This is a genomic window from Ruegeria sp. AB9 (genome assembly GCF_056542585.1).
Genome location: NZ_JBQGAA010000002.1, coordinates 1 through 18,606, shown reverse-complemented (window position 1 = coordinate 18,606; position 18,606 = coordinate 1). Strand labels below are relative to the sequence as shown.

The 18,606-nt window shown below is 55.6% G+C and carries 24 protein-coding genes and 3 tRNA genes; 3 read left to right on the top strand and 24 right to left on the bottom strand.

Annotated elements, in window-relative coordinates; all coding sequences use genetic code 11:
- Positions 1 to 125 precede the first annotated feature (125 nt).
- Positions 126 to 202 (bottom strand) — tRNA-Asp (locus tag ACR0K5_RS05885).
- A 44-nt stretch (positions 203 to 246) separates the two neighbouring features.
- Positions 247 to 323: transfer RNA gene (locus tag ACR0K5_RS05880), tRNA-Asp, on the bottom strand.
- A gap of 180 nt (positions 324 to 503) precedes the next feature.
- Here ACR0K5_RS05880 and ACR0K5_RS05875 point away from each other — a divergent pair.
- Positions 504 to 578 (top strand) — tRNA-Val (locus ACR0K5_RS05875).
- A 423-nt stretch (positions 579 to 1,001) separates the two neighbouring features.
- Here the strand turns inward: ACR0K5_RS05875 and ACR0K5_RS05870 are convergent.
- The 22 genes from ACR0K5_RS05870 to ACR0K5_RS05765 form a co-directional block, all read right to left on the bottom strand.
- Entirely contained in the window at positions 1,002 to 1,532 is a 531-nt protein-coding gene (locus ACR0K5_RS05870; protein ID WP_480628787.1) for a hypothetical protein, read from the bottom strand.
- 25 nt (positions 1,533 to 1,557) lie between these two features.
- Positions 1,558 to 1,731, bottom strand: a complete 174-nt coding sequence (locus ACR0K5_RS05865; RefSeq protein ID WP_480628786.1) for a hypothetical protein — start codon at positions 1,729 to 1,731, stop codon at positions 1,558 to 1,560.
- A 1,169-nt stretch (positions 1,732 to 2,900) separates the two neighbouring features.
- Positions 2,901 to 3,335, bottom strand: a complete 435-nt coding sequence (locus tag ACR0K5_RS05860; RefSeq protein WP_480628785.1) for a hypothetical protein — start codon at positions 3,333 to 3,335, stop codon at positions 2,901 to 2,903.
- A 13-nt stretch (positions 3,336 to 3,348) separates the two neighbouring features.
- Complete coding sequence (locus ACR0K5_RS05855; protein WP_480629377.1) at positions 3,349 to 3,663, bottom strand: hypothetical protein; 315 nt, start codon at positions 3,661 to 3,663, stop codon at positions 3,349 to 3,351.
- Complete coding sequence (locus ACR0K5_RS05850; protein ID WP_480628784.1) at positions 3,545 to 4,030, bottom strand: GIY-YIG nuclease family protein; 486 nt, start codon at positions 4,028 to 4,030, stop codon at positions 3,545 to 3,547. Before ACR0K5_RS05850 ends, ACR0K5_RS05855 begins: the two co-directional genes overlap by 119 nt.
- Positions 4,031 to 4,203: 173 nt before the next feature.
- The gene (locus ACR0K5_RS05845) at positions 4,204 to 4,476 is read right to left on the bottom strand and encodes a phage fiber-tail adaptor protein (protein WP_480628783.1); all 273 of its coding nucleotides are present in this window, start codon (positions 4,474 to 4,476) and stop codon (positions 4,204 to 4,206) included.
- Entirely contained in the window at positions 4,476 to 6,230 is a 1,755-nt protein-coding gene (locus ACR0K5_RS05840) for a glycine-rich domain-containing protein (RefSeq protein WP_480628782.1), read from the bottom strand. Before ACR0K5_RS05840 ends, ACR0K5_RS05845 begins: the two co-directional genes overlap by 1 nt.
- Positions 6,230 to 6,718, bottom strand: a complete 489-nt coding sequence (locus ACR0K5_RS05835) for a hypothetical protein (RefSeq protein ID WP_480628781.1) — start codon at positions 6,716 to 6,718, stop codon at positions 6,230 to 6,232. The genes ACR0K5_RS05840 and ACR0K5_RS05835 overlap by 1 nt, the downstream gene beginning before the upstream one ends.
- Before the next feature lie 2 nt (positions 6,719 to 6,720).
- A complete protein-coding gene (locus ACR0K5_RS05830; protein WP_480628780.1) occupies positions 6,721 to 8,124 on the bottom strand; it encodes a hypothetical protein in 1,404 nt (467 codons plus the stop codon).
- Between the two features lie 50 nt (positions 8,125 to 8,174).
- Positions 8,175 to 8,654, bottom strand: a complete 480-nt coding sequence (locus ACR0K5_RS05825; protein ID WP_480628779.1) for a hypothetical protein — start codon at positions 8,652 to 8,654, stop codon at positions 8,175 to 8,177.
- A gap of 45 nt (positions 8,655 to 8,699) precedes the next feature.
- Positions 8,700 to 9,005 carry a hypothetical protein gene (locus ACR0K5_RS05820; protein ID WP_480628778.1) on the bottom strand — a complete coding sequence of 102 codons (306 nt, stop codon included), beginning with the start codon at positions 9,003 to 9,005 and terminating at the stop codon, positions 8,700 to 8,702.
- The gene (locus ACR0K5_RS05815) at positions 9,002 to 9,223 is read right to left on the bottom strand and encodes a hypothetical protein (protein WP_480628777.1); all 222 of its coding nucleotides are present in this window, start codon (positions 9,221 to 9,223) and stop codon (positions 9,002 to 9,004) included. Before ACR0K5_RS05815 ends, ACR0K5_RS05820 begins: the two co-directional genes overlap by 4 nt.
- Positions 9,220 to 9,480 (bottom strand): hypothetical protein, encoded by a 261-nt coding sequence (locus ACR0K5_RS05810; RefSeq protein ID WP_480628776.1) that lies wholly within the window; start codon positions 9,478 to 9,480, stop codon positions 9,220 to 9,222. Before ACR0K5_RS05810 ends, ACR0K5_RS05815 begins: the two co-directional genes overlap by 4 nt.
- A gap of 12 nt (positions 9,481 to 9,492) precedes the next feature.
- Positions 9,493 to 9,990, bottom strand: coding sequence for an N-acetylmuramoyl-L-alanine amidase (locus tag ACR0K5_RS05805; protein ID WP_480628775.1), 498 nt, complete (start codon positions 9,988 to 9,990; stop codon positions 9,493 to 9,495).
- A gap of 62 nt (positions 9,991 to 10,052) precedes the next feature.
- Positions 10,053 to 10,640: a hypothetical protein gene (locus ACR0K5_RS05800; protein ID WP_480628774.1), complete on the bottom strand. Its 588-nt coding sequence runs from the start codon at positions 10,638 to 10,640 to the stop codon at positions 10,053 to 10,055.
- Positions 10,637 to 10,870, bottom strand: a complete 234-nt coding sequence (locus ACR0K5_RS05795; RefSeq protein WP_480628773.1) for a hypothetical protein — start codon at positions 10,868 to 10,870, stop codon at positions 10,637 to 10,639. Before ACR0K5_RS05795 ends, ACR0K5_RS05800 begins: the two co-directional genes overlap by 4 nt.
- Positions 10,867 to 11,427, bottom strand: a complete 561-nt coding sequence (locus ACR0K5_RS05790) for a hypothetical protein (RefSeq protein WP_480628772.1) — start codon at positions 11,425 to 11,427, stop codon at positions 10,867 to 10,869. The genes ACR0K5_RS05795 and ACR0K5_RS05790 overlap by 4 nt, the downstream gene beginning before the upstream one ends.
- Complete coding sequence (locus tag ACR0K5_RS05785; protein ID WP_480628771.1) at positions 11,424 to 11,984, bottom strand: hypothetical protein; 561 nt, start codon at positions 11,982 to 11,984, stop codon at positions 11,424 to 11,426. Before ACR0K5_RS05785 ends, ACR0K5_RS05790 begins: the two co-directional genes overlap by 4 nt.
- A gap of 21 nt (positions 11,985 to 12,005) precedes the next feature.
- On the bottom strand, positions 12,006 to 15,275 hold the full coding sequence (locus ACR0K5_RS05780; RefSeq protein WP_480628770.1) for a TipJ family phage tail tip protein: 3,270 nt from the start codon (positions 15,273 to 15,275) through the stop codon (positions 12,006 to 12,008).
- Entirely contained in the window at positions 15,272 to 15,946 is a 675-nt protein-coding gene (locus ACR0K5_RS05775; RefSeq protein WP_480628769.1) for a tail assembly protein, read from the bottom strand. Before ACR0K5_RS05775 ends, ACR0K5_RS05780 begins: the two co-directional genes overlap by 4 nt.
- A 1-nt stretch (position 15,947) precedes the next feature.
- A complete protein-coding gene (locus ACR0K5_RS05770; RefSeq protein WP_480628768.1) occupies positions 15,948 to 16,724 on the bottom strand; it encodes a Mov34/MPN/PAD-1 family protein in 777 nt (258 codons plus the stop codon).
- A 3-nt stretch (positions 16,725 to 16,727) separates the two neighbouring features.
- Entirely contained in the window at positions 16,728 to 17,492 is a 765-nt protein-coding gene (locus ACR0K5_RS05765; RefSeq protein ID WP_480628767.1) for a phage minor tail protein L, read from the bottom strand.
- A gap of 242 nt (positions 17,493 to 17,734) precedes the next feature.
- Here ACR0K5_RS05765 and ACR0K5_RS05760 point away from each other — a divergent pair, with 242 nt between their 5' ends.
- Both ACR0K5_RS05760 and ACR0K5_RS05755 read left to right on the top strand, forming a co-directional pair.
- On the top strand, positions 17,735 to 18,037 hold the full coding sequence (locus tag ACR0K5_RS05760) for a type II toxin-antitoxin system HigB family toxin (protein WP_480628766.1): 303 nt from the start codon (positions 17,735 to 17,737) through the stop codon (positions 18,035 to 18,037).
- A 26-nt stretch (positions 18,038 to 18,063) separates the two neighbouring features.
- Positions 18,064 to 18,432, top strand: coding sequence for a helix-turn-helix domain-containing protein (locus ACR0K5_RS05755; RefSeq protein WP_480628765.1), 369 nt, complete (start codon positions 18,064 to 18,066; stop codon positions 18,430 to 18,432).
- Positions 18,433 to 18,606 lie beyond the last annotated feature (174 nt).

The window sequence follows — 18,606 nt, the reverse complement described above, 5'->3', positions numbered from 1 at the left end:
CCAACAGAAAAGTTAGAACATTTAGTGAACGTACAGGTTTTTGCCGACCAAATCAAACTCAGGACATGGTGCCGGGAATTCCGACGCAGCGCCTTTTTGGCCGATTGACGAATTTAAGAAGGAAATGGCGCGGTTGACGGGGCTCGAACCCGCGACCCCCGGCGTGACAGGCCGGTACTCTAACCAACTGAGCTACAACCGCGCATCTATTTCATGGCCTTTATCCTGGACCAAGGTTGGCAGCGGTGGCGCGGTTGACGGGGCTCGAACCCGCGACCCCCGGCGTGACAGGCCGGTACTCTAACCAACTGAGCTACAACCGCCCACTGCATGTTCATTGCTGAACGTTTGGGTGTATTATGGCTACGGTCGGGCAGCGTCAAGCGGCGTTTTGAAGTTTTTTAACAGAATCCAGATTTTTGTTCGCGAGCGGTTTTTCACCCATGCGAACAGGTCAATTTCGCTTGCAGCAAACTCCACGGAAAGATATGACCGCGTGTCATGGGTGATTAGCTCAGTGGTAGAGCGCTTCGTTCACATCGAAGATGTCAGGAGTTCAAATCTCTTATCACCCACCATATTTTTCAATGGGTTAAGAGTGTTTTGCGAAGTGTTCCAAAGTCATTTGAACTTAGGCGAACCTAATATCTGACCGAATCCACCTCAGGCCACCCTGGCAATTTTTCCGGCGCCGGGACGTCATTGCGCTCTAACCATTCCTTGATCGCCGCCCAGTGATCCTGTGGTTTCGCGGTGTATCGACGTGAGTGCAGATCGGCAATTGTGCGCTGCAATCTCGGATACCACTGAATCTTAAGCTTCAGGCCGTGCTCTTTCGCCCACACGCGTAACGCAATCTCCCAATCTGGAAGCGGGCGAGATTCAAGTTCTTTGTGAAGGTCGAACGGGATTCGGTTGGGCCATGTCATGGCCCAGATATGAGGTGGGTAAGCCGATGCCGCAAGCGCCATATTGGTCAGCCTGCCACCGACGATGCTAAGCTATTGTTTTGGAAAGAGTGGTTTGAAGTCGCCGTTTTCTTTAATGTATATTTCGTTACCGTCAATTACGTCGATTTCTCCACCGGCGATCGCCTCAATGAGAGCTTCATTGATTATACTTTGGACACTTCCATCGTCACTCCTGGCAAACCCGAACTTCATTCCTTTGAAATCATCAACAGGCACAAGGCCAGGGGGCGGATAGTGGGATACAAGTGTGCCCTCGATCCATTCGGCACCACGTAGGTTGGATTTCAGGCTGGCTTCCAATTGACCAAGACCCTGCGTAACCACCAAATCAATTTGCCGTTCAAGCGCGGCTGTCTGTGCGTCGATCTTTTTGTCCACCTGGTTTATGAGCCATCCTGCAAAACCAGCAGCCACCAGAACGGCGAACCCAAGTGCCCCAAAGGCATGTTTTACGGTGAAGTAGTTCTCGGGATTGGGCGATTGATCCGCGAGCCTTGAAGCCTCCAGCCTGTCGAGTTTTTCTAGAACAGACTTCTCAAAATCAGTGTTGGCATTGCTCATTGCAAATTCCTGAAATCAAAATGATTTACGGGAACAATATCCACAAGAGTGCCACAATTGCAACGACGCCAGTTAGAGCCAAGTAAAAGTGCTTTACAGTCAGACCCTTATCATAGGTCCTGTCAAGCCGATCCAGACGCTCTAGAATCTGAAGCTGGGCTTCGGAAAGTGGCGCGTCATTCATCAAATTTTGCTTCATGCCGATCACCTCTTAATCGAATATAGCACGCGAACGCGGCATTTATTAGGTAATTGCAGTCAAATCAAAGTAGCAAAAACGTTAATGTAATCTTATCAACACGTGATGATTGTTACTCGGGTTGATAATACCACATATGATCTAATTCACAAAAAGAGCCTCCCTGGACCTCATAGGAAGCCCGGATCGATAGCTTCGTGGCCGCACTTCATTGTGAACTTCCGCGCGGGACGAAAAACAAAACAGCAGCACCCACGAAGCACATCATACTCGTAACTCGAATGGTGTCTTCGGAAGGTGTGGCGCGATCAAAGAAGGCCCCATTCCAACCCGGGAACAGGATCTCCCCCATTCCCAACGCGAATAATAGTATCGCTCCAACGTTTGGATTTCCCAATGTCCGCTCCCTATAGATGACGCCGTAGTTCTTGGTTACGGCAAAGTTCGATTGTTGTCTCTAGGTTCCGAAGCATTGCCTTTAAGCCGCCGGAAGCAGGCGCAGACCGGTTACCATGATTGAGCCAAATTGAAGTCTTAAGAGCTTCATCAAAATGGCGCATGAAATTAAAATGGGGACGATCCATAAGGTCGCAATTCTCTAAACAAAGGCGCTTTACTCGCTCGGCAACTTCATCGCTGGTCACCTAACCATGCTCCTATTTGTGTATCTACAGGTTCTTCACGAGTCCGACGCGGTTACCTTGATCTCTGTCGTGCGGAAGAACCACTTCGATCGAGAACGCAAGGCGAGACACGCAAACCAATGCAACTTTGATTTTTTACACCGACTTCCTATTGTGCACTGGTGCTTTCAACTGGGTGGTAGGTGAATGGGTCAGTAGGCCCACCCTTCCCCCTGCGTTCAACAGCGCCACTGTCTGCAAGCATTCGGCAATCTTGGTTCACCTTCTGCTGATAGGCAGCGTCTGTGTTTCCAAAAATCGCCTTTGCCAACGCGGACTCTGTTCGACCTGGGCATTTTTCAATTAAGAACTCCAAGACGTCTTTTTGAGCCAGTTTCATTCAGGGCTACTCCTTATTTTGATCTTCAAAATGGGGGGCGGTAGGTCCAACTCCGCCTTGCAGCCTGTCGGTTTTGGTGGAATGATCGGCGGCCAATCCCCGCACTGGTATTCCTTTTATCGCCAGCGTCGCCCCCCACTTATTCTCTATCTCTTCCAATAGTCCGGAGCTTTTGCCTCAAGAGCAACTTCAGCAACTACAATTCTCGTCCCGGTCATCGTCGATTGGGCTGCCCAACCTTTTGCAATGCTCTCTGCGTCCTCACGATTTGCGTAATGACCGTCCATCCTAACAGGTGCAGGTTTCTCGTTATCCAACAGGGATGGTGCGTACTCGATCACCAAGTAGCATAAGCTGCTCATTTGTTTCTCCTTGTTGTGTACTTCAGTCAGCCCCAATGACGGAACAAACCTCCATTCGCCATTGGGATTTCTCCGCTCCCAATGGGTGTCTGTCTTTGTATTCCAGAGCATATCTAAGTCGGCAGACGTCTTGCTTCCCCAACCATCACCAGGGAAATGACCCGTTGCGCGCAATTTCTCACAATCCTCAAAAATCTTGGTCAAATCGTGTTGGTTCATGGGAATCTCCTTATTATGAACCTTCTTCGACAACATGTGCCGCATTGGCAGTGGTCACATCAAACTTTGCACCGTCTTTTGTGATCCATTCTGACCGGTAAGAATCAAACTTGGCTGTCACCATATTTTCTCTATCGCCGTCGCCCACATAGAAAATCACTTGCGACCCATCTCTCGGCGCGTCATTCGGGTCTATAGGTCTTGTCAAATCAATCTCCTTTATGCTGGTCTTCATCGTCCATAAATCCGCAGCATTGGCAAATCTCTTGCCCAACCGCTCTTTGATAGTGCATTCCGCCAAAGCAACCACACGACGGGCAACATTCATTAGGCTCCAAGTCTAACCAACAAGCGCCCCGTACAAATTCAGGGAAACCATTGCGGTCATTCCCTGCGAACTCATAAATCGCATCATCGGCTGGAACATAACCCCTCACCCCTGCGTCTTTCAGTATCGGCAGCAGTTCTAATACATCAACATAGTACCATTCACCTCGCTTTAGGGCGTTAGCGAACTGATCATGCAGCGCCCTCTCCAAAGCCACGTCGTCGTCAGAATGTATGTACCCCAGAAGCCTGAGTGTTTCAGGATTGCCTGTCTGCAAATCTCGAATACGCCGTTTTATGTTGGCCGCTCGGCCAATTTTAATTGGCCCGAATTCTCCCCCTTCATGCGAGACAAAGTAAATTGGCATCTGTTACCTATTTCAATCTACACGCCCGATCCGGTCATCTTGACAACCTGATCGCGCATCCAAAAACAAAAAAGCCCGACCACTCGGGCCGGGCAAGTAAAAAACCAAAAAGATTGAGCTGTTAACGCAGGACGTTCTCCTTTCGCTCTATGCGCCGCACCCCGGCGCCGGGATCATTTATCCAACACGTGGATTTCCATCTTGCGACTGTCCTGTCGACCTCCTGCCGTAATGATGTGGCAGTCTATCTCGTAGCTCTGACCGATAGTTCCACCAGAAAGCCAAGCCGTGACAGTTGTGGTTGTCTTGGAATGCGATGCGAGGGTGAGCCCGGTTGGAACCGCAACGGTGTAACTTGCGATGGTGTCCCCATCACCTGCCAACCAGGCAGCCCAGTCGAACAGATAATCAAGAACCGCTACCGGGTCTTTTACTTTTGCCACCATCACGAAACCCTCAATGTTCTGTCTTCTGCAGGAATGGCCAAAGCGCGATCTTCAGCGGCAATCACCACTATCCGCTCCGGCGGTGTGACCGGACTAACCAAAGCGCCGCCGTAAGCCGTGCCTGATCCAAAGGTGTCCGGATCAACGAACAGGTTGCCCGCCAGAACGACCGGCCCAGATTGAACACCGCCGCTGCCAAAGGCGTCTGAATCCGAAAATCTCAGGCCGGTGATCTGTATTCCGCCGGCGGAAATCAGCCCCGCGCCGAACGTATCGAGGTCAACGTGTTGACCCCCACCGATCGACACCGGCCCCGGCTGGATGTCCCCCGCCCCAAACACGTCGGCATCCGCAAAGGATGTCCCGCCGAGGTTCTGGGGCGGCGGCCCGCCCTGACTGACGATACCCGTCCCGATCTGGTCCGGATCGACGTAGATTGTGCCCGTCAGGGTCACGCTACCGGGTTGTATGGAACCAGATCCAAAACCATCGGGATCACTGTGCAGCGTCCCTGCGATGACAACCGCGCCAAGCGAAACCGCGCCAGCGCCAAAGCTGTCCGGATCGTTATGCTCGGAACTTGTAATACCTTGTGCGGGCGCTCCGCCTTGAGACACAGAGCCAGCTCCGAAGGCGTCCGGATCGTCATGAGCAGCCCCGGCAATCGCCACAGGCCCTGCACTGATCGCCCCACCAAAGAAGCCGTCCGGGTCAGCGTGCAGTGCGCCCGTGATTGTCACGGGGCCAGGTGCAACCGCCCCTGCCCCGAAGGTGTCCCCGTCGGTGAAGATCGTCCCAGTGATTGCCACCGGCCCAACTGATACGCTGCCCGAACCAAAGGACTCTCCGTCATCGTGATCAGTGCCGGTGATTGTCTGCGGGCCACTTCCAGCACCGGGGGTTTCAACCCGGAAAATATAAACCCCGTTACCGCCGTCACCGCCGCCCGCCGCACCGGTTGAGCCACCACCGCCGCCACCAGTACCATCTGTGCCGTTTGTACCCGCCCCAGACGAACCAGTACCACCGTCACCAGCACCGGTGCCGCCTAGGTTATTTCCAAGTGACTGACGGTCGCCACTACCGCCGCCGCTACCGAACGTTTGCGTCGTGCCGTCAATATCATCGGTGATGCCCTGACCACCACGGCCTTCATTGCCCGTATCGTCAAATGCAAAACCTGCCTGACTAGCACCGCCACCGCCGCCGCCACGACGTGTTGACGAAATCCCCGGTGTGCCCCCCGCACCGCCATCATTGCCGACACCCGGCGAAACAGCCGTTGATGTACCGCCGTCAGACGTACCACCGCCATCGGAATCACCACCGCCGCCGGAACCACCGTCATTACCGGTGCCGTTGGCACCACCACCGCCACCACCGCCACCGCGCGCTGTCGTAAGCGTTGAACCGCCTTGTTCAGCAAACGTGGTGTCACCACCGTTTGTACCCTCACCGTTGCCTGGATTACCGGCACCGCCCAGACCCGGACGAATTTCGTAGGTTATACCGGTGGATACCGCAAGTGTGGCACGACTAACGACTTCTCCACCGCCGCCACCGCCGCCACCGCGAAGCGTACGACCGCCGCCACCGCCGCCACCGCCAGTAGCATTCTCGCGAATGTCACCGCCGGTACTGAACGTTACGCTTGTGAAACCTGAGCATTGATAGACGTCGTAATCCGTTCCACCGATATCGACAGTGGTCTTGGAATACGCGCCGGAGATGGAACCGACGACGGCCGATGGCATTAGACGGCTCCTACTGCCTCAAATGCCGAGATCAGTTCAGCAAGCGCTTGACTGGAACGCAGCGGGTCAGCCTTTGCCGCCGGGATGAAGTGTTTGTGCTCGATCATTTTGTAAGACAGCGAATCTGCGCCATGCTGTTCAAGGCCGATCAGCTCGTCTGCGGTCAGGCTGGACAGAACACCGGCAAGCGCGGCGTTCCAGGTCGCCGCTTTCGCCTCTGCATCCTTCGCGGCCGTCTGATAGTCGATCAACGTGGCAGGCCCGCCGATGGACACCATGAACGCCTCCGCCGCTGCGGGCTGTTTTGACCCTTCTGCGAGGGCCTGAGCGGTAGTCAGTTTCGCATTGGCCAAACCCCGTTGAACTCTGTCCAGATCCCGATACGTGAGATCACCGGTTGCGTCCCGGACATGCCGCAGCGCGTCGGCAACCTCGATCGATGCTTCTGCCGCCATCGGCATGACAGTTGGAAAACGAGAAAGCGTCATTCTTAGGCCCCCGAGTAATCGAAAAATGGCAGGCGCGCGCGCGCCATTGCCCGCACGGCAGATTCATCACCTTCATCGCGAACGTTGCCGTTCGTGCCGTGAATACTCACGCCGTTGTAGTAGATTTCAGGCGCTCGGCAGTTCTCAATCAGGATGTCACCGTCAACCCGGATTTTCGGTTGCCACAGACCGCGAAGACTATCCCCGCCCAAACCGTTCGGTTCATGCGCTTCGGCAAAATCGTTCTTGGCGCGAACCATGATTTCACCCCGGATCACGCTCTGTTCCCAATTGCCGCCAGTGTGGCCATTGGTGTGCGCAAGGATGAAAATGTTATCGATGGCTTCGACGGCGCGTTTCACCGTCTGGGTTTTGTTGTGCCAACCCTGCGTATAGAGGCCACCGGCCTTGTCGCAGAAGTTCCGCAGATACTTGACCCGCTGCTGTTCGCCGAAACCCTGCATCTTGTCACCATGCGCGCCGGGCTTCTGATCAACGCAATGATGAATGTAGTTTTCCTCAATCAGCGAATCCCAGATATCGGAATGGCTGATGCCATCTGACCCAAAGAACCCGATATCATTTCTGATGATCTCAAGATTCGCGGCCCGGTTTGGCTGGATTGCTTTCGAGAAGCCACGGAACTTGCTCTGACCGATGTAGAATCCGTTGCAACCCCACATCTGGATGCCTTCGCCCCAGTTGTATTGGGTTTGGCTCGGGTCGCCCACGTCGTTCCACAATCCACCGACCACCAAGGCGTTGATGTAATCGATGTTGGTGCAATTGTAGTGGTTCAGGTGCGGATGCGAAGTCTGATGCCCGGGCTGCGGATCGTACCGGAAGATCAGGCCATCGAAGGTCAGGTTTTGCTTGTCGTCCAAGCGGTGACTGCCAAAGACCGGCTGGGCGTTCTTGCCATGAGCGATCAAACGGACACCACTGCTCATCGCATTTGATAGCGAATACTTCTTTTCACTGCCGTCAGTCTCGAACATCGGCGCAACGGTGTAGTCGCCGGGGTTCTGGATCGCCGCATCGAGCTCAGACTGATTGTTGATGTCAGCGGTTTTCGGCTTGGCAGGCGTCCCGTCATTTGGCGGCGTAGTGTCATCCCCACCGGATGAACTGCCCTGATCCGAGCCAGTGTCACCGCCGCCTGTATCCTGCCCCGTGTCAGAACCGGCATCACCGCCGCTTGTGTCCTGATCGGTGCCTCGGTCGGCGTCATCACCCCCATCAGTCGGCGGGTCTACCGGAACCGCCACAATCTCCGAAAAGTCCGTTCCATCCGTATGAACGGAAACTTTCTTTGATCCGTCTGGGTTTGTTTCGACAAGGATTGTATCTATGCCGTCAGCGATTTCCGCGCCATTCGACGCGTGGCGGAATGTGAAATTCGACATTTCAGCCTCCGAATTGTGAGGGGGAACAGGGTTGGGCGCTGGCCCACGCGTCAGAGCGTGAACCAGCCAGCGGCATCGACCGTGTAATTGATGTCGCCGCCGTTCGGGGTGACCGGCAATCCTGTCTGCCCCGTATCCAGGAACAGGATCAGGCGCGACGTGGCGGGCGTTCCTGTATCGATGTACAGAACAACCGCTTCGGCCGTGCTGCCGGACACCGATGGCCACGTGACATTCCCACTGTCGAACTTCCCGTCGGTGAAGGTCTTTGATGTCAGGGTGACTGCGGTCCCAACAGTTCCTGAAAGATCAGACAGGAATTCATGGGTTCCGGAATAGGTATAGGTGCCGGTATCAACCAGAACCGCCTTGACGGTCCCGCCCGACATATCCGTGTTTGCCGATCCGTTCAGCAACGCCTCTTTGTATTTCGGATAGATGGCGTTTGCCGCATCCGCAGGAGCCGCAGCCAAAAACAGCATGGCGCAGCCGAAAACAACCGCCAGAGCGGCAGAGAAGAACTTCTTCATAGGTATCTCCATTTCAGGGGTTTGCGCCGCACCCCGGCGCCTGGGTTACAGAGGGTTTCCCGCAGGCTCCTGCGCTGGGACCGCCTCAAAGAAATCAGTGCCAACCGCCATGATGCAGCTGATACCGTTGGGGTGTGTCATCAGAACGGTAAAGGAGTCGGTTTCAGCCGACACCCAGACCTCCAAGACAGTCTGTGTTCCGCGCGCTTTCTGCAGTCCACCGAAGCGCAGAGACTCGCCGTGGACCTCCGTGAGTTTGGCGGTGATGTCCGTGCGCGGTGCGCAGTTCTGAGCGAATGCAGGACCGGCGAACAGCAGGAAAGCCAGCAGAAGCGCGGAGAGCGGTTTCACGGCCCAGAACCGACGGAAAGGCCCTGCTTCGCGCGGATACGACCGATGAAGGCAATAATGCCGCCAATCGCGGTAATGGCTGTCTGAACGTGCCCATCGGCCTCAGCCGCGTCGGCAGCCGTGAAATCGAAGCCGAACAACAAAGCGAGCTGCGGAGCTGCCATGATCAGAATCCCCCAGACAGTCATGGACTTCATGAAGAACTTGTTGCCGGTCATTTCGCGGCCTCCATGGCTACAGAGCAGAACTCAGCGACATCAACGGCGCGCTCGGGATAAACCACCGGAATCAGCGCACAGCCTGAGGCCAGCAACGCCAGTTCTTCAGCGTCCATGCGTACCGGATCAATGCCCTGAGCGTTCAGCAGTTGGATTTGAACAAGCGCAGCATCGGCCAGCGCAGCTTTGCGTTCGTCAGTCCAGCCACATGCAGACACGAAAAGAGCCGCCAGAACGGCGGAGATCATCAGTTTCATAGGATTTTCCTTTCATCCAAAGAGGGGTTTGAAGAACCTGCGAAAACCAGCGAAGAAACGTTTTCTTGGTGGCTCTTGCTTTTGGGACCTGATCCAGATCGGCACATTGAAGCCGGGACAGGCCTTGGGGGCGTATTGGTTATGCCCCGAGACTTTTGTGATCGAGTGTTTGTTCTTCAGGTCTTCAAGGAATGAGCGCAGCGCCTTTTCCTGATAGATCGTGAAGTTCTCGCTGAACTCATCATCAGCAGACGAACCATGCCCACCAATCAGGCAAACGCCAATTGTGCCGGCGTTGTGCCCTCTGACATGTGCCCCTGTGCGCTCAATCGGGCGGCCAGACATGATCTTTCCGTCTCGATCAATGAGGTAGTGATACCCAATGTCGGACCATCTGCGCGCCTTGTGCCACCGACGGATCTCGTCAACCTTGGCCTTGAGTGATCTGTCGTGCATCCAATTGGGCTGTGTGGCCGAGCAGTGCAGTATGATTTCGTTGACGTGCCTCATGTCCTCGCTCCAATGCCTAAGACCCCGCAGGCGGGGCGAAATGGCTCATTTGTTGGGCTGCGTTAGGGGTTGTTCACTCGAAGCGGGAACCAAGGCGTGGAACGTTCTATGGGTTCACCACGGCCGGGACAGTCTTCATAGATGATCTTGGCTTGCCAGCTATAATCACCTTCACTCAGGTAGGCAGGAATTTCCAACCAGACCAGGAACCCATGCGGCTGCCTGGTCAAGTGAACCGGGGTCATCTCTTCCTCATCAAAGGAGATCTGCGTGCTGTTCCCGGTTGGCGATCTGAGAAAAGGGATAATCGATTTCGGGGCTCCGCAACTTTCGCCGTACTGTGTGCGTGCGCCAGTCAGGGTGTAGATACAGCGGTCGGCTGTACATGTGCCCCTTTGGCGAGCCATGCTTTCGTTCCACTCGACAACCGCGGGCGGCGGCACATACCGCTCCAGATCGTCAAGCCTGAGAGACAATTCAGTTATGCCCAAGAAATCCTGTGTGACGGACTTTACACCCGGCCCAAGAAACTGAGCCCATAGGGTCACCAGAATGCCAAAGAACAAAATGGCGGCGCTGCCAATTTTGCGCCAGTAGTCGACAAGATCGCCAAACCTTTGCGCGTGGCTTTTCAGCTGCTGCTTCGTCATCCCTCGTCCCTTTCTGCCCAAGCCACATTTGCACGCGACCGCTCCAGCTCTCGGTCCCAAGCCCACCGGCAATGATCAGCCTGCCAGAAGAAAATCCAGTTGATGACATGCGCAGTCCACAGGCCGCTCTGGTGCGACCGGGCGGAAAACGTCAGGTCAGCACCGCCACCGGTCAGGATGTTGATCAGGCGCGACGGCAATGACGCCAGTTCGAGAAGAAAATCGATCATGGCGACACAGTCAGACCCAAGCTTTTAGCCAGCGCCATCGCCTGCGCCTTTGCGTTCACGAGAATGGTTTCATACTCACTTGGGTCCGTCGCAGCTTCCAAGGCCAGATCAGTCGCTACTCGCAGACCAGCAGAATGAGCAATTACTTCCTGATATTGGTCAGCACGCGCAACGATGATGCTGGCAACTTCAGCCTCCGTGCGCCCTGATGTTGCGGCTTCGTTGGTAATCATAGCGGTCTGATCAGCCCGCGGCGTGCCCGCTTCATATGCTCTGGCCGCTTCCGCTTTGGAAGGCCAGCTTGCTCGCTCGTATTCCGGTATTGGCCCGGTAACTTGCGACATGAAGTCGTCGACAAAGGCGACCATGGCAACCCGAGCAGATGCCAAGTCCGGGTATTTCGGAGGCACAGCGCCTTCTGCCCACACATCCTTCTTATCATCCCAATCCCAATGGGCGGCGGGGCGTTGCGGAACCGGAATCCGACCATCATCCCAATTCTTCAGATCCGTGGTGGTCTCGACGTAGTTTCCGTTCAGTATGAAAAACCGGCTCATGCTCTGCGCTCCGACCAGGTGTAACTGTTCACTGCACCATCGACCCGGTAGTAATGGCCGTCAGGCACAGTGAACGTATTGGGGGTTGAAACCGACGTTGCGGGAAGCCATCCGACAAGAACCGAGTCAGAGGCAAAATTGTCGGTTGAAACAAGGATAGCCCGGTCCGTTGCGGTGAAGGCGGTAACCATCACCTCGATGTCATAGCCGCTCGTGTTCTGGTAGGTGGTCCCGGGCGAACGACTGCCCCCCACGTTCTGCCAATAGCTGTCCTTTTCGAAAACACCTGCGATTGGAGAAAGCTTGAGGCCATCCGCCGAAGTCCAGATGGCAATCGTGTGATCCACGCTGCCATCAAACAGCTTTATGTGGATGTCACCACTGACATCTTCCGCCCAAATCAGACCTTTCGCGGCGTCCTGAGGTTTGGAGGCATCGAAGTGCCCGGATACCACAGCCGAAACCAGTTTCTGGAAATACTGGATCATGAACGTCGTGTCCGGGATATCCGGGCCCAGCGGTGGAGCCTGAATTGTCCCCTGATCATATCTTGCCATGTTTATCAGTCCTTTTGGGGTTTATGCTTCCCGGCCATACCCGACAGCCCCATAGTCGAAGGATGCCGCGATGGGTGTGTCGCTATCGTCGTAAAAACGCTGGGTGAAACCCGAACGGCTGACGTTTGTGCGTTCAGATCTGGCGCCCGCAGGCAGTCCCTGCCCGTTTACGAGAATGGTGGGCGTGGCCTTGAATGGTGGATTGAAAGTCACCGTCACGCCTGTCGCAGGACATTGGATGTCATCGCCCCGTGCAATCCTGTCCGGCATGTCGACGGTAACGGTCAGACCCTCCAGCACCACCCCGACCACGGGATCATCACTCAACAGCCTCACCCGGAACTTGAAGCCCCGGGCAGAATAGTCGCCCACCATCAAGGGTTGCCACACAGACCAAACGGCCGACGGTGAAGCCGGGTCATCGTCCGTTACCGAAACCTCCACCCGGACGCCCCAGGAACTGCCGATGTTCCCCCAGATACTCGCGCCGGTGAACATGCTGTTGCCGCTGAACATCGAGTCGGTAGTCTTGAAGGCAAAAGCGCGCACGTCAGCGGACAGGCGCGAAGTATAAACCTCTGAGAGGTCCAGGAACCCGGCCAGTTCGTAGATCCCTTCCGGTTCGACTGAACTGCCCGAGAACATACTGCGACCACTGAACATGCTGTTGCCGTCGAACATCGAAGTGGCGCCGAGCAAGATGATTTCATCAGGCCCGCGAACAAGCCCGTTCGATAGCGTTCCTGCGAAACCGGGCTCAGCTGCGACGGCCTCCACAACATTGAAGTGCGCCAGATTCAGGGTATTGGACGTCACAACCGACGCATTCAGGCTTTCGAACCCAAATACGGAAATGGCCTTGATCAGATACGCGCCGGCAAGAGGCGGAACGCCACTGGTATTGCCAGAAACATTTGCCTGCACATCAATGGCAGTGTCCCATCCCCCGGATGGATCAGCACTGTATCTGATCCGATACCCCTGAACGATCGGCGCCCCCTGATCCCAGGACAGCGTGGCCTGGTTTCCAAGAACCCGGATATCAAACCCTGTGACATCATCCGGATAAAGGACGCTCTGATCGACACTGAACTGAACATTGGCAAATTCGGACCAGATATTCAGTACGTTCTTCGCTCTCACATGAACCGAGTAAGATCCGATTTCTGCCCCCTCAAGGGGGATATCGATGCTTTGAACCCGTTGTTCCGGGAACTGCGTTCGGACACCATAGTTGTCCGTGAACTCAACCTGAAACGCCGAGACATTTTCCCCGGGAAGGACCTGCCAACTGATAGACGCCACCAACCCGGCCGGAGCAGCCCTGTAGTAAACCCTGACCTGCAGGTTCTGCACCTGCTTTGGCTGTTGGGCATTTGGCAGAATGTAGGGCGAGGCAGAATCGACCCGTATGCCCTGCTCGACTCGCGCATATTTGTTCGGGTCATCCTCCAGCGCGATAATGTTGAACAAGTGGCCGTCCGGAGTGTTTGACAGAACCCGGAATTGCCTTGCCGCAAGATTGCTCGCCGTCATCATGAACACCGCGCCGGGAAGCACATTTGCGGGCAGTGCGGCGGACAGGTTTACGGTCGAGAGATCGCCGGATTGCCCCGCCACAAGGGGTGCCGTAACAAAATCGCCCACGTCATCAGCCAGCAGCAGCGTGTACGTTTCCGACGCCTGAAGAGTAACCGGAGCATCCAGATCGACAGACATCCGGTCCCCGGCAATGCCGAGCAGCCGCCCGCCCATCCGGAACCCCACGCGATGACGATCCGAGACCAGAATGCGGTCGCCTGGCCGAAGCCCTGCGTGATCAAATCCGGCCTGATATGTGACCGTCTCTCGCTGTGTCGTGTCAGTATCGACAAGCCATTTCAGCGCCCGTAGCGCCTCCCCGCCTACTGTGGTGAATGGCAGGCTGATGTCGGACGGACGCCGCCCGTATCGCTGAATTGCGGCATGATCTTCGTAAACAGCCCGTGGCTTGATGCGATAATGGTCAAAGGGATCACGAAAACTGGCGACACCCGCGGTCTTGCGGGAACTGAGCGCTGTACCGGAATAACTGAACTGCCCATCGACCACGTTTGCATTCGTTACGAGCTTGATCGGATCCGACGGCGCATCCTGAACCGGAACAATTGCGCCCGCCCCCCAATACGTGACACCCCGAAACGCTGCCGAAAGCTGCGTGACAACCTGATAGGCGGCCTCGCGCGTGTTCATTACGCCGTTCATGGTGAACCGCGGCTCAACACCACCGAGCCCGTTTGGAACAGCTTCGTCGCAGTATTTACCAATCTGGTAGATACGCCACTTATCGACCAGCGTGGGATCGATGCGCTCTCCAAGCCCCCAGCGATCCTCTATGAATACGGTATATGTGAAAAAGGCGGGGTTGCTGGTGAAGGCCAGTTTGAACGTCCCGTCCCAAATGGTTGTTTCGTCATAAGTGCGGGCAACCGGGTCATAGTTCGACGGCACCCAGCACTTCATTCCCTTGAGGCGATAGGATCGGCGCGGAATGCGGCCACCAAATGCCTGGGCCGGGACGGCAAGCGCGACATAGGCCGTGTCGGGATAGCGCAGCTTGGCGTCGATGATCTCGGTGTAGGACACGAAATACAGATCATCGGAGATATTGCTTGTCGTCTGATCCGGGGTGCGCCGCCGTACCCGGATTGATACCGGTCGCGTGTTTGGCAGATCTACCCGGTAGGCTCTCTGATAGCCCGAGGTTGTTTTTCCGCTGATACGCAGATCGGAATGGGTGTACCAGGGGCCGGCACCGACCTGCAGATCAATCGAAAAATCGACCGCGGCGCCGGTCAGATCGCCCGTGTCTTTGTTCAGGGTCGTTAACTGGTTGACGCCAACCTTGACCCGCACCGCATCAACATCATCAGCCGTGATCGTGCGAACAATCGGAAGGCTTGCCTTGACCTCCGCGCTGACCGCCACTTCACTTTCGACCGCCGAGAACCCCGGAACCGGTTCCTGATCGGGCGTTCCGGTGCGCAGATGGAACTCAACCCCCGGGAAGTTATAGCTCCCATCCGGGTTCTGGAGCGGGGTATCGTCGAAGAAGATGCAGGTTGCCGGATGGTTGGGCCGTGCCCATCCCTCGATCTCACCCTCGGACACGACATCGATGATGTAAGCCGTGGAATCCGCCAGAAGATTATCGGGAGCCTCGTATGGCGTACCACTTGACCCCCCGCCGCCCTTGCCACCCCCTTTGCGGCCACGGACCTGTTGGGCTTGTGTTTCAGGAAAATCTCTCATCCGCCGAATATCCCGATGCCAGCGGGGAAATTAGGGAAGTATGGGCCCGGAGGCGAAGACGGCGCGGCCGGAACAAAGGCACGATCCTCGACATGAATGGCCGCCGAGACAACGACTGACCCTACTTCACATTCGCCGACCAGCACAGGAACAGCCACACCCGGCGTGGAAACGTTCAGCGAATTGCCGAAGAGCTCCGACCGGGGCTGTTCCCGCTCATCGTAGTCAGGGGTTGTGTGCGTGGGCGCGAGAAGCTGGGCGGCACCCCCCAATGCCAGCGCCGCGCCAGCTTTGAACGCAAATCCCGAAACCGAAATCGCTCTACCTGCAATCGCAACAGTAGCAGGAAGAACGAAGGACGCCGCGATCAACAGACCGCCGACAAGTATTTTTCCCAACCCACCGCGCTTGGCACCGGCCGCACAGGGGACGATGTGCATCTCGATTTCATCGTCGGCGAAAACAACGCGCAGCTCCTGTGGGTCTTGATCGCGCCCATCAACCTCCGCGCCGCGAAAGACCTGGTAATAACCGTCGTGAACATGCTCCTGAAACCCTTTGACCATCGAGCAAAGCGCCCGCACGGCCTCGGCCGGGCTTTCAACAGCCAAACGAATTTCCCGGCCAAAGGCATCGCCCAGGGCCCCATGAAGATAAACGGTGCGGATCATGTCAGCCCTTCGGTCTCAGCCAATGCGTGATGTGTTTCAGTTTGCGGGCGATGGGCTCGCGGTGCGACAGGTTGCCGTGCATATGTTCCAGCAACTGGCCATTCCCGATATAGATGCCGGCATGGTTGGGAACTTTGGACCTGACCGGCATGAGATACGCATCATGCGGTTTAGCGATCGAGGCGTATTCCATCGGGTTGGTCGAAACCACTTCGAAACCCTGTTCCTCGAAGTTGTCCAGATACATGCCCTTCGGCGTTTCCGGATTCACCCACCATTCCCAGTCGCGCGGAAATTCCGATAGCTGAAGGCCAGCCATTTCTGCGTAGTAGTCCCGAACCATCGAATAGCAGTCACTGACGCCGTGCAGAAAGCTGCGGGGAACGTGCAGCCCGTCATGAAAGACAGGAGGGCGCACACCGCCCCAATGACATGCAAGCTCTGCCTCAGCTTCCCCCGCGACGATGATTGCCCAGGGAACGCCCGTTTCAATCTGGGCCGCCATATCGGCCTTGGATGGCCACCACGGGGCCATCGGGTGTGAATGAATGATGCCCTCAAGGTCTCCGGCCCTGAACGCCTTTCCCATTGTGATCGGCGATACTTTGAACGCCTCTGTCGGTTCTGGCGACACGTTTTTACATGGGACGTAGCGACCTGACCGAACGATGCCGCATGACTCCTGCGGAAAGCACGCGATTGCATGTGCCTTTGCTGCGGCGATCACTACGGGAGTGAAAACCTCGTTCGGCTTCCTGTAGAACTCGGGTTCGAACATGCTTCAGACCCCAAGCTTTCCAGCGCCCGGGAAGCCCCCGAACGGCAGTTTCGCATTATTCCCAAACCGACGCTTGCAACCGGTCGTGAGTAAGTAGCTACATTTGTCCTGCTGCGGCGAACTGACGGCATTCCCGTTCTCATCAAAATACGCCGCACCGACATAGGGGCATGTGACATTGGTGTAATCAAAGGAATCGTCGGGTTGCACGCGCCGATAGGACAACTGGCAATAGTTCAATACCTGCCTGCGTGGCAGAACCACGTCCTCCAAATCCAGCGAGCTTTTCAACTGGAATTCAATCATATCCGGCGTCTGGTTTGTCTTCTGGGACACCGTATAGACCTCGATGCCCTTATGCGCCTGCGGGTTGGGCTCCGATCCGTCATCCAGGTATTTCCGCAGGGTTTGAACGCGGGTCACCGTGGCGCCAAGAAAATCGTCATAAACCTCTACCAGCGCCATGAGAGCAGACACGGCCGAGCTTTGATCGCCATCTTCCCGCGCAGTCAGAAAGCGGATCGTGGGTGTCGGTAACGGCCCGCCAGCGGACCACTCCCACCCCTCGGATTCGAACGGCACGACGACAAATGTCTGGCCACCAAAAACCGGTTCAACCTGCACTCCGCCGGAATCGACAACCGGGCTCGGCGCAAACCAATACACCGCGCCACCTATCGATGTCGCATCGACTGTTATCAGGTCGATTTCTTCGCCTACCTCGAACTGCTCCAGTTCTCGGCGAACGGTGTCTTCAAACTGCTGCATCAGGGAATATCGAACTCTTGCCGGAAGGTTGCGTTAATGTATTTAGGGTTGATCAACAAACGGCGATTGTGGCCGATCAATCAGTCCATGTTGGGTTAGATATCAGAAAGCAGCCTCAGAACTTCAGTAGCCCCTTTCTGTTCCTCCTTCGGAAATATTTTTCCCGTTTTGGGAAATATATATCTTGAACTTTCCCATTTTGGGAATAAATTGAGAGCAGTTCAAAGAGGCCGAATTGCCAGATGCGTATCATCGCCAGAAACACACTGACCGACTTTTACAAGAAGCATCCGGCAACCAAGACACCTCTTGAGCATTGGTATCAAGTTGCGAAGGCCGCCCAATGGGAAACTCCGTTGGAAGTTACGGGGTCCTTTTCAAAGGCCAAAGTGGTTAGTGAGGATCGCGTTCGCTTCGAGGTACAAGGCGGAAATTTCCGCATGATTGTTGCCTTCGACTTCGTGCGAGGCATCGCCTTCATAAAGTTCATCGGCACTCACGCCGAATACGACAAGATCGACGCGACTACAGTAACCCTATTCTAAGACAGTTATGCAGTGAGGAATCCAAAATGGACCTCTTTCCAATCAGAAATGAATCTGACCATAAGGCCGCACTCAAGGAAATCGAACTCCTCTGGGGCTCAGAGCCTGGGACCGAAGATGGCAACAAACTCGACATCCTCGTGGACCTTGTTGAGCACTACGAAGATCAGAACTTCGCGATCTCGGCGCCCGACCCTATCGAAATGTTGTTTCTCTACATGGAAGAAATGGGCCTAACCCAGACCGATTTCGGCAACGTCATAGGATCGCAACCTCGAGCATCCGAAGTGCTGAAAAAGAAACGAGCCCTCAATCTCGCTATGATCAGAAAGGTCACTTCCGAGTGGAAGATTCCGGCTGAACCTCTGATTGCTCCTTATCATTTGGAGGGGTGAGCAAAGTGGACTCTTCCACAACAGCACTCCCAATCCTCGCATCAAACGCCGCAGCTGTGATGTCCGGCAACGGCGGCTTTTCTTTGGTTCCACTCAGCCAAACGGCATCCATGGCCATGATCGCGCGGACGTGGCGCGGTTCCAGAGGGACACGCATCAGGCGGCAATAGGCCT

Bases quoted from the DNA above. Each gene is read 5' to 3' on its own strand.
- ACR0K5_RS05815 (WP_480628777.1), bottom strand. From the start codon at position 9,223: ATGACCGGCAACAAGTTCTTCATGAAGTCCATGACTGTCTGGGGGATT.
- ACR0K5_RS05830 (WP_480628780.1), bottom strand. From the start codon at position 8,124: ATGTCGAATTTCACATTCCGCCACGCGTCGAATGGCGCGGAAATCGCT.
- ACR0K5_RS05840 (WP_480628782.1), bottom strand. From the start codon at position 6,230: ATGCCATCGGCCGTCGTCGGTTCCATCTCCGGCGCGTATTCCAAGACC.
- ACR0K5_RS05835 (WP_480628781.1), bottom strand. From the start codon at position 6,718: ATGACGCTTTCTCGTTTTCCAACTGTCATGCCGATGGCGGCAGAAGCA.
- ACR0K5_RS05805 (WP_480628775.1), bottom strand. From the start codon at position 9,990: ATGAGGCACGTCAACGAAATCATACTGCACTGCTCGGCCACACAGCCC.
- ACR0K5_RS05800 (WP_480628774.1), bottom strand. From the start codon at position 10,640: ATGACGAAGCAGCAGCTGAAAAGCCACGCGCAAAGGTTTGGCGATCTT.
- ACR0K5_RS05860 (WP_480628785.1), bottom strand. From the start codon at position 3,335: ATGAACCAACACGATTTGACCAAGATTTTTGAGGATTGTGAGAAATTG.
- ACR0K5_RS05865 (WP_480628786.1), bottom strand. From the start codon at position 1,731: ATGAAGCAAAATTTGATGAATGACGCGCCACTTTCCGAAGCCCAGCTT.
- ACR0K5_RS05855 (WP_480629377.1), bottom strand. From the start codon at position 3,663: ATGAATGTTGCCCGTCGTGTGGTTGCTTTGGCGGAATGCACTATCAAA.
- ACR0K5_RS05765 (WP_480628767.1), bottom strand. From the start codon at position 17,492: ATGCAGCAGTTTGAAGACACCGTTCGCCGAGAACTGGAGCAGTTCGAG.
- ACR0K5_RS05790 (WP_480628772.1), bottom strand. From the start codon at position 11,427: ATGAGCCGGTTTTTCATACTGAACGGAAACTACGTCGAGACCACCACG.
- ACR0K5_RS05845 (WP_480628783.1), bottom strand. From the start codon at position 4,476: ATGGTGGCAAAAGTAAAAGACCCGGTAGCGGTTCTTGATTATCTGTTC.
- ACR0K5_RS05785 (WP_480628771.1), bottom strand. From the start codon at position 11,984: ATGGCAAGATATGATCAGGGGACAATTCAGGCTCCACCGCTGGGCCCG.
- ACR0K5_RS05775 (WP_480628769.1), bottom strand. From the start codon at position 15,946: ATGATCCGCACCGTTTATCTTCATGGGGCCCTGGGCGATGCCTTTGGC.
- ACR0K5_RS05810 (WP_480628776.1), bottom strand. From the start codon at position 9,480: ATGAAACTGATGATCTCCGCCGTTCTGGCGGCTCTTTTCGTGTCTGCA.
- ACR0K5_RS05825 (WP_480628779.1), bottom strand. From the start codon at position 8,654: ATGAAGAAGTTCTTCTCTGCCGCTCTGGCGGTTGTTTTCGGCTGCGCC.
- ACR0K5_RS05755 (WP_480628765.1), top strand. From the start codon at position 18,064: ATGGACCTCTTTCCAATCAGAAATGAATCTGACCATAAGGCCGCACTC.
- ACR0K5_RS05795 (WP_480628773.1), bottom strand. From the start codon at position 10,870: ATGATCGATTTTCTTCTCGAACTGGCGTCATTGCCGTCGCGCCTGATC.
- ACR0K5_RS05870 (WP_480628787.1), bottom strand. From the start codon at position 1,532: ATGAGCAATGCCAACACTGATTTTGAGAAGTCTGTTCTAGAAAAACTC.
- ACR0K5_RS05780 (WP_480628770.1), bottom strand. From the start codon at position 15,275: ATGAGAGATTTTCCTGAAACACAAGCCCAACAGGTCCGTGGCCGCAAA.
- ACR0K5_RS05760 (WP_480628766.1), top strand. From the start codon at position 17,735: ATGCGTATCATCGCCAGAAACACACTGACCGACTTTTACAAGAAGCAT.
- ACR0K5_RS05850 (WP_480628784.1), bottom strand. From the start codon at position 4,030: ATGCCAATTTACTTTGTCTCGCATGAAGGGGGAGAATTCGGGCCAATT.
- ACR0K5_RS05770 (WP_480628768.1), bottom strand. From the start codon at position 16,724: ATGTTCGAACCCGAGTTCTACAGGAAGCCGAACGAGGTTTTCACTCCC.